Origin of the sequence: Rufibacter roseus, assembly GCF_001647285.1 — a bacterium.
In the GTDB taxonomy this organism is placed as follows: domain Bacteria; phylum Bacteroidota; class Bacteroidia; order Cytophagales; family Hymenobacteraceae; genus Nibribacter; species Nibribacter roseus.
Genome location: NZ_LRML01000002.1, coordinates 507,634 through 520,705, shown reverse-complemented (window position 1 = coordinate 520,705; position 13,072 = coordinate 507,634). Strand labels below are relative to the sequence as shown.

Sequence of the window (13,072 nt, the reverse complement as noted above, 5' to 3'; positions counted from 1 at the left end):
CGCGGGAGAGTAGGTAGCCGCCAACCCCCAACAAGGAGGCCCCGACAGCTGGAGACAGCAGCCGGGGCCTCTCCTCTTTTCACGCCGCGCCCGAACACAAGGGCAGGACGCTAGGATAGCCACGCAGGAGGAAACGCCCCCAGCGCAGCGGGTGGCTGGTGGGTGACAGGCGGGAGGGGGAACGGGATGCGACCCTCATCAAGCCGCAGGACGTAACCGAGGGGCGGATAGAAGGGAGATGCCTTAGCACTCCGGAACCCTGCCCCAGTCTTATCGCAAGCTTTGTTCCTCAAAAGAAGCCTCCCTTTTATTCCGGTACGCCTGTACCGTACATTGTTTTCTTCCTCACCTACTTCACTCTCCAAAAGCGGAAAGTGGCTCCGGGCAAGTTTCCGTCACCTCAGCCGATCATTTATGATAGGGCCTATCGCACTATTAATCTTTTTATTCTAAAATTAGCATCAATAGAAAGGGGGGTACTGCATAATGCAGTACCCCCCTTTCTATTTCCTGTTTGGAAGCTGTCTCATATCAATATAAGGAGATGCCAGTATAGTTAAACGGACTAATTTGTCTTAACTCAGTTTTCACTTCTTCCCTCACGTCCAGCTGTTCAATAAATTCTTGTATAGACTGAGCTGTGATTTTTTCGTTTGTTCTCGTCAAGCCTTTTAATGCTTCGTAAGGAGAGGGATAGCCTTCTCTTCTAAGAACTGTTTGTATAGCCTCTGCTACAACTGCCCAATTTTCTTCAAGGTCTCTGTTTAGTGCTTCTTTATTTAACTGAAGTTTACCTAGCCCTTTCTTAAGAGACTTTAGTGCCAGGAATGAATGTGAAAGAGGAACTCCTATATTGCGCAATACCGTAGAGTCTGTTAAATCACGTTGTAATCTTGAAATGGGCAATTTTTCAGCTAAAAAGCCATAGATAGCGTTGGCCATACCAAGATTTCCCTCTGCATTCTCAAAATCTATAGGGTTTACTTTATGAGGCATGGCAGAGGAGCCAATTTCTCCCTCCTTTATCTTCTGTTTGAAATACCCCATAGATATATACTGCCATACATCTCTGGAGAAATCCATGAGTATTGTGTTTACTCTCTTGAAGCAGTCAAAGAGTGCAGCTAAATTATCATAATGTTCTATCTGGGTTGTTACCTGGCTACGTGTCAGAGAGAGTTTATCCTTTAGAAATTTATTGGCAAATGCAGCCCAATCAATGGTGGGGTAAGCAACGTAGTGAGCGTTAAAATTGCCAGTAGCCCCTCCAAACTTACCTGACATAGGTATTTGTGAGAGTAGTTTTATTTGGTTCTCCAGTCGCTCAACAAACACCTGTATTTCTTTGCCTAATTTAGTGGGAGAAGCAGGTTGCCCATGGGTATGTGCTAACATAGGAACTTCTTTCCATTCCTGTGTTAGAGCTTTAAGTTCAACTATGATGGATGTCAGCTGAGGGATATAGATTCCGTCTACAGCATCTTTAAGCAGTAGAGGTATAGCCGTGTTATTGATGTCTTGGGAAGTTAACCCAAAATGTACAAATTCTTTTTGCTGGCCAATTCCCAATTCATCAAATTTATCTTTGATAAAATATTCTACTGCTTTTACATCGTGATTTGTAGTCTTTTCCGTTTCCTTTATAGCTTGTGCATCTTCAAAGCTAAAGTCTTCGTAGATGCTGCGCATTTTAGGGAACAGGCTGGCGTCTACCTCTTGTAATTGCGGCAGAGGCAGTTCACACAAAGCTATGTAGTATTCAATTTCTACTAAGAGGCGGTATTTAATCAATCCAAATTCAGAAAAGAAAGGAGCTAGTTCTTGTACCTGAGAACGATAACGACCATCTATTGGCGAAATAGCAGAGAGTGCAGATAAATTCATGACAAATAATTTTCTCAAAGATAATCATGTTCCGTTATAGGGAAGCAGGAGTTTGGAATTGTTTCAAAAAGCGTAGCCAAGAAGAGGTGGAGAATCTGCAAAAGTTAAACTTTTCAGTGATTCTTACGTATTTTTCGATCTGCATAGCTTTACGTCTGTAGGTATCAGGTAAAGCGTTACTTTTGTTGGAAGTGTACTTATGTAGTGCCCACTAATCCATTAGAATATAGAAATCATCACCTTGTCTAAATTCAAAGAATTTTTCTCCCGCCATAAAAAGAAGCTGCTGATTGGCTTAGGCATTTTTGTTGCCTTGATAGTAGTTCTTATAGTTGTATTTCTGGTAAACCGGCAACGCCTATTGCAATATGCAGTAACAAAAGTGATTCAAAAGGTAGAAAACAAATACCCAGCAGATCTACACATTGGCCAAGCTACCTTTCTTGATCTGAATACTGTATTAGTCACAGACATAGGCTTTACGCCCAATAACGGCACTAAACTGCTTCAGGTTGATACTGTTGAGGCTACTGTAAGTTTCCGTTCGTTGTTTCTGGGCCGTTTAGTGTTCAAACAATTTGATGTGGCTAGCGGGTTAGTGACTGCGGTACGCAAAGACAGCGTAGATAATTTTTCATTTCTCTTAAAGAGCAAAAAAGAAAAAGAAACTCCTGAAGCGAACAAGCCTAGAACAAATTATGGCACAGTATTGAACCGGTTAATTGAGACAGCCTTTGAAAACGTGCCTGATGGGGTAAACTTCCGTGATTTAGGAGTAGTCTTCAGAAATAACGATCGGGTTATAGATATGCGACTGCCTTCACTTACTGTGGAAGATGGCGCTATTTTAGCCCTAATGACCATTTCCACTGACTCTGTCACAAATACCATGCGCGTGAATGGCGTAATTGATCCTGATCGGTATCTGCTTTCAGCAAAAATGTATGGCGAAGAGAAGGGAGGCATAACAGTACCTTACATTCAGCAGAAGTTTGGGGCTACTATGCACTTTGACACTTTAAGCCTAAGTATAACTGATAAGGAATTCAAAAATAACCAGCTAACAATAACTGGTGAAACAAGTGCCCATAGCCTGGTGCTTAACCACCCTAAAATAGCCGATGAAGATGTGTTTGTGCGTGATGGTGCGCTTAAATATGTTATCACCTTAGGAGACCATTATTATTCACTAGATACTCTTTCTGAAGTACGCATCAACAAAGCGGTCTTTTACCCACGGGCAACTTATGAAACAAGACCGAACCGCAAAATAGGAATCAAGATTGATTCACCTAACATAGAGGCAAATGATCTTTTTGAGTCAATGCCTCCAGGGCTTTTCGATTCATTTCAGGGGATGAAGGCAACTGGAAGCTTTGACTACCACTTAAACTTTTATGTGGACATGGCCAAGGTAGACAGCCTTACCTTTGAATCAGATTTGAATGCTCAGAACCTGAAAATTACTGATTATGGCGCTGTTGATTTGCGTAAACTCAATCAAGAATTTACGCATATGGTGTACGAAGATGGTAAAGTAGTGCGGGAGTTCAAAGTTGGTCCCTCTAACCCGAACTTTGTGCCTTACAACCAGATCTCTGACTATTTAAAGCATGCTATACTGACTGCAGAAGATCCTAGGTTCTTTTCGCATAAAGGTTTTCATGAAGGTGCTTTCAGAATGTCTCTGATAACAAATATCAAAGAGAAATCTTTTGTGAGGGGAGGTAGTACCGTATCAATGCAGCTGGTGAAAAATGCCTTTCTGACCAGAAAAAAAACCATCACTAGAAAAGTTGAGGAGGCGCTGATAGTATGGCTGATTGAAAACCAAAAGTTGGTGTCAAAACAGCGGATGTATGAGGTATACCTGAATATAATTGAGTGGGGGCCAAATGTGTATGGTGTAAAAGAGGGAGCTGAATTTTACTTCAGCAAGCACCCCAGTCAGCTTACTCTAGAGGAGAGCCTTTTCATGGCGAGCATAGTGCCGAAGCCCAAGCAATACAGAACGTATTTTGATGTATATGGCGGTTTGCGGGCTTACCCAAGGTATTTCTTTAGGCTAATCAGCGGAAACATGGCCAAAAGAGGTCTCATCTCAGAAAGTGAGCGCCAGAGTGTCTCGCCCTATGTAAACTTACAGGGTAGAGCCGGAAATTTTGTGATAGCCAGACCAGATACCACACAAGTAACCATGGATACCCTACAACTGGCTCCTATTGATTTATTAGATTTTTGATACACACATACCATAGAAAAGCGATGATATACATCGGCCTTTTCTATGGTAGAATGCCTTGTCTAACTTGAGTAGTGGCTGGAGATCTGCTAAAGTGATTACAAGTCTTGAACCATATTTAAATTCAAGAGAAACAGTTCAATAGTTTATAAAAGCAGAAGTACTATAGCTATTCTCAAATCATTTTTCAAAGAAAGATGCAAATGCAGAAGCCGTTTTTAAGCTGTTTATCAAAAAAACAGCTTAAAAACGGCTTCTGCATGTACGTTGATATAGGCTACTCTACTCCTTCCTCATCAGGAAAAGGCATGGTGGGTTTATCCTTTTTAGGAAACACCAGTGAAAGAATAACAGACACAGTTAAGATAAACGCTACCACTGTAAGAGCCACCACCATGTTCATGTGGTAGATATCTGACAACACTAGTTTTATACCTATGAAAACTAGAATTAAAGACAAGCCATAGTGCAGATAATGGAAAAGCTGCATAATTCCGGCTAAGGCAAAATAAAGTGCCCGTAAGCCAAGCAACGCAAAAACATTTGAGGTGTAAACTATAAAGGGATCTTTTGAAATAGCCAGAATAGCCGGAATAGAGTCAGCGGCAAATACCACATCTGTGGTTTCTACCATAACCAACACCAAAAACAGAGGGGTAGCAAAAAGCGTCTTATCAATTTTTACAAAGAATTTGTCACCGTAGTGCCGTTTAGTCACGGGCATATAGCGGCTAACGAATTTAAGTATAGGGTTACTGTCTGGGTCTATCTCTTCGTCTCCGGAACTGAAGGCCATTTTAGCGCCTGTAAAGATTAGGAATGCGCCCAGTATGTAAATAATGAAGTGGAACTTGGCTAGTAAGGCAACACCTGCTAATATAAATACGCCTCTGAAGAACAAGGCTCCTAAAACTCCCCAAAAAAGAATTTTATGCTGAAATGCAGCAGGCACCTGAAAAAAATTGAAGATGAGAATAAAGACGAACAGGTTGTCAACGCTCAGTGATTTCTCTATCAGATAAGCCGTCAAGAACTCAAGGGCCGGTCCGCTACCTTTCCAATAGTAAATACCTACATTGAACGCTAAAGAAAGCAGAACCCAAAAAGCACTCCATAAAAGGGCTTCCTTTATTTTAACTACATGGGTTTTTCTATGGAATACGAAAAGGTCAAGAGCCAGTAAGGCCACCACGAATGCGTTAAATCCTACCCAGAAATAAATGTTTGTTTCCACAGTAATGAATAATTAGCCAAACACCTCGGCTTGAAAAGAAGCGATTATTACCCTTTGTAGCCAGTGTTACACCAGTACAAAGTCTGAAAGATACGGTGAATCTGTGGCAAAACCACAGAAAAAGAATTGTTGCGCTGGTTTAGCGGTGTTTTTAGAAAAACAGGCGAAAAACAGCCATAGCAGGTTTATCTGGCAAAACTCCGGAAGTAACTGCTAACCTTCATCTGAATTACCCCAAGAAATGCCTCTCTAATGATACCCTTGCTCATCTTAGATTGTCCTTTGGTACGGTCAGTGAATATAATAGGTACTTCAATAATTTTAAAGCCGTATTTGTACGTCAGAAACTTCATCTCAATCTGAAAGGCGTAGCCAATAAACCGAATCCGGTCAAGATTGATTGTCTCCAATACTCTACGGGTATAACATTTAAAACCAGCGGTGGCGTCATGTATGGGCATGCCTGTAATTAAACGGACATAGCGGCTGGCAAAGTAAGAAAGAAGTACTCTGCTCATGGGCCAGTTCACCACATTTACCCCGTTGCTGTATCGGCTACCAATAGCCATGTCATTCCCTTCCTGTGCGCAAGCGTGGTATAGCCGTACCAAATCCTCGGGGTTATGCGAGAAATCAGCATCCATTTCAAAAATATACTGATAACCCGAGCGCAAGGCATATTTGAAGCCGTGTATATAGGCCGTTCCTAAACCTAACTTACCTTTACGTTGCTCCAGAAAAAGCCGGTCTGGGTACTCTGACTGCAGTTGCATGACAGCTTCGGCTGTACCGTCAGGTGAGTTGTCATCTACAATCAATACATGAAAAGGGTGGGGCAAAGAAAATACCTTCCGGATAATAGCCTGAATATTTTCTATCTCATTATATGTAGGGATAACCACCACCGACTCTTTCATCCCCCAAATATAGATGAATCAGGTTTATTGCACGGAAGGCAGCATGGAATATATTTTTTGGGCCAATTGTCGTGCATAGCGTATGCAGTCTGGTACTGAGGGACCTGCCATCCAGTTGGCGCAGGCAAACAATTTTTCCTTCTCCAGCTTTGAAACCAATTCGTGCACATCCAAAATAAACATATCAGGCTGCGGAATTGCCTGAGGCCATACCTGGCAATGTTGAAACAGTGGAGTATCAGCCGAAATATTGTAGTTAGCCTTGAGCTCAATATGAGTACGGTGTTTGATCTCCGTTTCAGGGTAATGGGTATGAATAGGAGCCTGGGTTCCTCCCACAAATGAAGAGAAAAGAACTTCATCGTCGGGGCAGAGGCGAGGGAAGAGAGAACTGCTCCAGATAGAGCCCGCTGTAAATTGCTTTTCTTTAGCCGGGTGCAAGGCACCAAAACCATTTACGTCATGGCCAATGGTATGCTTATGATAAGCAGAATGGACCACCGCCATAGGGGAATAGGTGACGTTCTGCAGTGCCGCGGCCAGGCCCGGAGCCGTGTACTCCAGTTGTTCGGCAGCCTTATGCGCGGGTAACGCCATTATCACAGCATCATATTCTACTTCGCTAAGGCCTTCTTCATCATTCTTGATACTCAGAAAATATTTGCCATGGGTACGATGCACCATTTCAACTTGGTGATCTAGGTGCAGCGAAATTAGCTTTGACGCAATTGCTTTGGGTAGTGCCTGCAAGCCATGGGTTAAGGTAAAAACAGGATGGCGGTCTGGCTGCTCTTCTTTGGTGAGGGCCTTAAGTATGGAGCCGTGCTGTTTTTCCATTTCTTTGATGTACGGAAAAGTTTTCTCAAGCAGCAGTTGATCAGGGTCTCCGCCATAAATGCCAGCTACCATAGGCTTCACCAAGTAATCCACCACCTCCTGCCCAAAACGTCGTTTGAAAAAGTGGCTTATTGTTTCTTCTGGAATATCTTGGACAGGCTTCTGAGGCTCCTGGGCAATCTGTAATTTGGTGCGCCAGCTAAAGAAAGAACTCATCAGTAACTTAACCGGTGAGTTGGGGAGGCAATGGTACTTGCCGTCTTTGCGGATAAAACGATTCTGAGAGACCTGTGCTGGCTGCACAATTTCATCATTAAGTTTCAGCTCATGCAATAATTCTTGTAGATCAGGGGTAAGTTGCAGCGAATGCGGCCCTAACTCAAGCTGATAGTCACCCACACGGGGGCTTTTGATTAAGCCACCTGCTTCGGCCTCGGCTTCAAACAAGTCATACCGCATTCCAAGTTTTTGGAGGTAGTACGCCACGGCCAACCCTGATATTCCTGCTCCTATAATGGCTACTCTCATGTACTAAACAAAAGCTTTGCTTCAGAAATACGTGAACTACCTCTGTTTGATTTGGAGCCTTTTTAGAGAAATTAGCCTATAAACAATTTTTGCTCTTCAATTATGTGCAGAAGCCGTTAATTTAGAGGCTATGGAAGAGAATATACAGTTGCCGAAAAACAAAGCCATTTTTCTGGATCGTGATGGAGTGTTGAACTTGGAGCGCGGTGACTATACTTGGCGGCTCTCTGATTTTGAAGTTTGCCCAGGAGTGCCCGAAGCATTGGCTATGTTAAAGAAGGCGGGTTATTATTTGATCGTAGTAACAAACCAAGCGGGGGTGGCCAAAGGCATCTACAGCAAATCTGATGTATTGGCTTGCCATGAGAAGCTACAAAGGGAATGCGGCAACTTGTTAGATGCACTTTACATGGCACCGGGGCACCCAAATTTTTCAGAATCTTTAGCACGTAAACCTAATAGTCTCATGCTGGAGAAAGCAATGGCGCGGTTTAACATAGACCCAGCGCATAGTTGGCTGGTGGGGGACAAAATGCGAGATGTAGAAGCGGCTTTTAAAGTAGGAGTGAAGTCTATTCTGGTAGGGGAATACCCTCCTACAACTCATCAATGGCAGGCAAAGGATTTACTGGAGGCTGCCCACTTCATTACCATGGAACATTGATATTTTATGCGTCTATTTCTGAAAACAGGCAAAAAACAGCTTCAGCACTATAGAAAAGTAAAACTATAAACTCTAGCCGGTTTAGTTAAAAACATTGACTAGGATAAAGTGTCTTAAGTTGATCTGATTCTGACAGGCCTTTAAACCTACACCAGTATAAAAACAAAAAAGCCGGAATAATTCCGGCTTTTTATATCTGTCAATCTATCAGAGATAGGTTTATCCATTTACTCTGCTAGTAGCCTGAACCTCTGGGTTGGCTTTCACCATCACGTTCTGGTTTTCGGCACGGTCTGTCTTCTGTGCGTATGCTGGGCAGGTAGAAGATCTGCAAGAAGCAAGGCTCAACATGCCAATGGCGGCTACAAGTAACAAATTCTTCATAAAAAGTTTAATCTACAAGTGTGCGTATACTACGTCAAAGCTACGCTTTTTGTGGCAATTATGAAGCACTTTGTTAAAATTATTTATTCTTATAACCTAAAATCTCCAGCATTGAGTCAACGTTCTGCTCTTCGGCAAAAACCCATGACTTTAGACTGCCATCCTCCTCACGATCTATGATGACGTGTTTAGGCGATGGAATAAGACAATGTTTAATGCCACCGTAGCCACTGAGGCTTTCTTGGTATGCACCCGTATGGAAGAAACCAATATACTGTGGCTCCGGCTTCTCTTTGGATAGCTTAGGCAAGAACACCTGAAACGAGTGCATCTCAGAGTTATAGTAGTCCTGGCTGTCGCAGGTCAAACCACCCAAGTTCAGACGTTGGTATTCTTTATCCCAATTGTTCAGGGCCAGCAAGATGTAACGCTGGTTCAAAGCCCAGGTATCTGGCAAATTTGTGATAAACGAGCCGTCAATCATGTACCAGAGCTCTTTGTCGTTCTGCAGTTTGCTGTCTAATACTGAATAGATGTGCGCACCACTTTCACCCACGGTATAAATTCCGAACTCAGTGAAGATATGTGGCTCAGGCACACCTTCTTCGCGGCAAATTCTTTGGATAGTCCGTAGAATCTCCTCAATCATGTACCGGTAATTGTAATCGAACTGAATAGAGGTTTTAATAGGGAAACCGCCACCAATGTCAATAGTATCTAGCTCTGGGCACAGCTTCTTCATTTCACAATACTTGTGCACGAAGCGGCTCAATTCTGACCAGTAGTAAGAGGTATCTTTAATGCCCGTGTTAATAAAATAGTGGAGCATCTTGAGCTTGAACTTGGGGTTGTTCTTGATCTTGTTCTCATAAAGGCCCACCACATCGTTGTAGTTCACGCCTAAACGGGAGGTGTAGAACTGGAACTTAGGCTCCTCGTCAGAGGCCAATCGAATACCCACCTGACATTGGCCCGTCACATGCTCCTCATAATGGTCAATTTCACCTAAGTGATCTAACACCGGAGTTACGTTCCGGAAGCCATCGTTGATCATAGAGGTGATGTGGTTGCGGTATAGCTCTCGCTTAAAGCCGTTGCAAACTACAAACACATCTTTATTTACCTTACCTTTCTCGTACAGCGCCCTGATAATTGGCATGTCGAAAGAAGACGAAGTTTCAATATGTATGTCATTCTTCAGCGCCTCTTCCAGTACAAAAGAAAAGTGACTGGACTTAGTGCAGTAGCAATAGGTATAGGTGCCCTGGTAATTCAACTTCTCCATTGACTCCCTGAAAAGGATTTTCGCCTTTTGTATCTGTGAGCTGATTTTAGGCAAATAGGTAAGCCGTAACGGAGTGCCGTACTGCTTTACCAGCTCCATCATCGGGATGCCGTTGAAAGAGAGTTCATTATTGGTTACGGTGAATTCCTCGGTGGGGAAATCAAAGGTTTGGTGAATGAGATCGGTGTATTTATCCATTATAAAGTAGTAGCCGTACGAATGCGGGTAACGTGCAATATTGGTTCTATTTTACCATCTTTGCAAAAACTAGGTTCCGATTCGAATGAAAAAAATAAGGCTTATTGAAGTAAAATCTGAGCTGGGTGCCGGTAAGCGCGGAGCTAGTTTGGGCGTAGATGCCCTTAAAATAGCGTGCTTAAACAAAAACTCAGATTATTTCAAAAGGTTTACTTCTGTAGAGGTGCCTAACTTCAATGACGTTATGTTTGAGAAGAACCTCTTCCCGCACGCCAAGTACATTGACAGCATTCTGCAGACCTATAAACGCATTAGCCACACCGTTGAACAAACATTAGAGCTTGGAATGTTCCCTTTGGTGCTGGCAGGTGATCATTCTAACGCCGGAGGTACCATTGCTGGTATAAAATCTGTTTATCCAGACAAAACGCTGGGGGTAATTTGGGTTGATGCCCACGCCGATATCCACTCGCCGTACACCACGCCTTCTGGTAACATGCACGGTATGCCTTTGGCCGCCTCTTTGGCCGAGGATAACTTAGATTGCAAGGTGAATGATCCGGACCCGGAGACTATATTCTTCTGGGAATCTTTGAAAAGAGTGGGGTCAGAGGAACCAAAGATCAAGCACGAACACATTGTCTACATTGTGACCCGCAGCTATGAGAAGCCAGAGGTATATTTGTTTGACAAGCACAACATCAAAAACTTTACGTACCCTGAAGTCATTGCCAAAGGCATTGAGCAAGTGGCTGATGAAGCCCTGAGCAGACTTAAGGATTGCGATATTTTATATGTTTCTTTTGACGTAGATAGCCTGGACTCAAAGTTCTCTAAAGGTACCGGCACGCCGGTGGAGGTGGGGCTAAATGTGGAGCAGGCCAAGGAGCTATGTTACCGCTTGGTAAGTGACCCTAAAGTGGTTTGCTTTGAGATGGTGGAAATCAACCCTACGTTAGATGCAGAAAACACCATGGCACAAAATGCCTTTGAAATATTAGAACACACTACCCAGGCCATTGAGCAGCGGCTAGATCAAGCAGAACAAACTTCAACGGCCACCGCATAACGTACCCATGAAACAATTAGAAGCACAGATAGCGCAGGCGCTGAGCCAAGCCTTACAAGATACTTTTCAACACGCGTTTCCCGCTGAGCAAATTAACCTGCAGCCTACCCGTAAAGAGTTTGCCGGCACTTTCACGTTCGTTACTTTCCCGCTCACCAAAGCCTTGGGCAAAGGACCTGAGCAAATAGGGCAGGCCTTAGGCGAATCATTGGTGCAGAATGCAGAGCAAGTGGCAGGCTACAACGTAGTGAAGGGCTTCTTGAACATAGAAATTAAAGACAACGTCTGGTTGCAGCTGTTTTCAGAGCAGGTCAACAGTTTTGGAGCTGATTTCGGAAAAACAGGCCAAAAACAGAAGGTTGTGGTTGAGTATTCCTCTCCAAACACGAACAAGCCCCTTCACCTGGGTCACCTACGAAACAACTTCCTAGGTTATTCTGTGTCTGAGATTTTGAAAGCTGCCGGTAATGAAGTGGTGAAAGCCAACTTGGTGAACGACCGCGGTATTCACATCTGCAAGTCCATGATTGCCTATGAAAAATTCGGGAATGGTGAGACTCCTGAAAGTGCCAATATTAAAGGTGACCATTTGGTTGGGAAATATTATGTAGAGTTTGACAAAGCCTATAAGCAGGAAATTGAAGAACTGGTAGCGCAGGGAGTGGAGAAAGAGCAGGCTAAGAAACAGGCTCCTCTTATGATGGAAGCCCAGGAAATGCTGCAGAAGTGGGAGCAAGGCGATCAGGAAACCATTGCTCTTTGGGAGAAAATGAATGGCTGGGTGTATGACGGCTTCCATGCTACCTATAAAAACATAGGAGTTGACTTTGACAAATTCTACTACGAGTCAAACACCTATTTATTGGGGAAAGACCGGGTAGAGGAAGGGTTAGACAAAGGCGTATTCTTCAAGAAGGCAGACGGCTCTGTTTGGGTTGACTTAACTGAAGAAGGTTTAGACGAGAAACTGCTGCTCCGCGCGGACGGAACCTCGGTTTACATTACCCAAGACTTGGGTACGGCTGAACTGAAATACGAGGATTTTCAGTACGACCAAAGCGTGTATGTGGTAGCCGATGAGCAGAATTACCACTTCCAGGTGTTAAAGGCAGTTCTGAAGAAGTTAGGCAAGTCTTACGCAGAGGGTATCTTCCATTTATCTTATGGTATGGTAGACTTGCCTAGCGGCAAGATGAAATCTAGAGAGGGGACTGTGGTAGACGCTGATGAGCTGGTGGATGAAATGATTGACACTGCCCGTCAGAAAACAGACGAACTGGGCAAGATTGACGGGTTTAGCTCTGAAGAGGCGCAGCAACTGTACCACACCTTGGCTATGGGCGCCTTAAAATACTTTCTGCTTAAAGTAGACCCTAAAAAGCGGATGTTGTTCAACCCAGAAGAGTCTATTGACTTCAAAGGAAATACCGGGCCGTTCATTCAGTACACCCACGCCCGTATTGCCGCCATTCAACGTAAAGCCGCTGATATGGGCGTAGCCTCAGATAGCACTGATTTTACAGAGGTAGAAACGCTGCATGAAACAGAACGGGAAGCTCTTATTCTGCTGAACTATGTTAGCTCAGTAGTGGCTGATGCCGCTAAGAATTACGCTCCGTCTATAGTTGCACAGTATGCTTTTGATCTAGCCAAGACTTACAACCGCTTCTATACAGAAGTACCCATTTTCCAGGAGCCCAATGCGCAGGTGCTAAGCTTCCGGATTGCTTTATCACGGCAGGTGGCTCAGACTATTAAGTTTATGATGGGCTTGCTGGGTATTTCAGTGCCAGAAAGAATGTAACGTTCTTCAATAGTAAAGCAGGGGCT

The 13,072-nt window shown here is 43.7% G+C and carries 10 protein-coding genes; 4 read left to right on the top strand and 6 right to left on the bottom strand.

The genetic code is table 11. The annotated features are described in order from the left end of the window. Nucleotides 1-531 precede the first annotated feature (531 nt). Nucleotides 532-1,884 (bottom strand): adenylosuccinate lyase, encoded by a 1,353-nt coding sequence (gene purB / locus A8O23_RS04015; protein ID WP_066616887.1) that lies wholly within the window; start codon nt 1,882-1,884, stop codon nt 532-534. A gap of 241 nt (nt 1,885-2,125) precedes the next feature. On the opposite strand from purB, the gene A8O23_RS04010 reads away from it, so the two are divergent. Next, entirely contained in the window at nt 2,126-4,126 is a 2,001-nt protein-coding gene (locus A8O23_RS04010; RefSeq protein WP_082882897.1) for a biosynthetic peptidoglycan transglycosylase, read from the top strand. A 277-nt stretch (nt 4,127-4,403) separates the two neighbouring features. Here A8O23_RS04010 and A8O23_RS04005 read toward each other — a convergent pair whose 3' ends face one another. The 3 genes from A8O23_RS04005 to hemG form a co-directional block, all read right to left on the bottom strand. Then, nucleotides 4,404-5,360, bottom strand: coding sequence for a TerC family protein (locus A8O23_RS04005; protein ID WP_066616885.1), 957 nt, complete (start codon nt 5,358-5,360; stop codon nt 4,404-4,406). 185 nt (nt 5,361-5,545) lie between these two features. After that, nucleotides 5,546-6,277 (bottom strand): polyprenol monophosphomannose synthase, encoded by a 732-nt coding sequence (locus A8O23_RS04000; RefSeq protein ID WP_066616884.1) that lies wholly within the window; start codon nt 6,275-6,277, stop codon nt 5,546-5,548. Between the two features lie 24 nt (nt 6,278-6,301). Then, entirely contained in the window at nt 6,302-7,642 is a 1,341-nt protein-coding gene (gene hemG / locus A8O23_RS03995) for a protoporphyrinogen oxidase (RefSeq protein ID WP_066616882.1), read from the bottom strand. A gap of 130 nt (nt 7,643-7,772) precedes the next feature. Between hemG and A8O23_RS03990 the strand changes: the two genes are divergently transcribed. Beyond that, on the top strand, nt 7,773-8,306 hold the full coding sequence (locus A8O23_RS03990) for a D-glycero-alpha-D-manno-heptose-1,7-bisphosphate 7-phosphatase (protein ID WP_066616879.1): 534 nt from the start codon (nt 7,773-7,775) through the stop codon (nt 8,304-8,306). 219 nt (nt 8,307-8,525) lie between these two features. Here A8O23_RS03990 and A8O23_RS21555 read toward each other — a convergent pair whose 3' ends face one another. After that, entirely contained in the window at nt 8,526-8,690 is a 165-nt protein-coding gene (locus tag A8O23_RS21555) for a hypothetical protein (RefSeq protein ID WP_161486690.1), read from the bottom strand. A 79-nt stretch (nt 8,691-8,769) separates the two neighbouring features. Further along, on the bottom strand, nt 8,770-10,173 hold the full coding sequence (locus tag A8O23_RS03985) for a type III PLP-dependent enzyme domain-containing protein (RefSeq protein ID WP_066616876.1): 1,404 nt from the start codon (nt 10,171-10,173) through the stop codon (nt 8,770-8,772). Between the two features lie 85 nt (nt 10,174-10,258). Between A8O23_RS03985 and A8O23_RS03980 the strand changes: the two genes are divergently transcribed. Together A8O23_RS03980 and argS are read left to right on the top strand one after the other, a co-directional pair. Continuing rightward, on the top strand, nt 10,259-11,242 hold the full coding sequence (locus A8O23_RS03980; RefSeq protein WP_066616874.1) for an arginase: 984 nt from the start codon (nt 10,259-10,261) through the stop codon (nt 11,240-11,242). 7 nt (nt 11,243-11,249) lie between these two features. After that, complete coding sequence (argS, locus tag A8O23_RS03975) at nt 11,250-13,046, top strand: arginine--tRNA ligase (RefSeq protein ID WP_066616872.1); 1,797 nt, start codon at nt 11,250-11,252, stop codon at nt 13,044-13,046. Nucleotides 13,047-13,072: the final 26 nt, after the last annotated feature.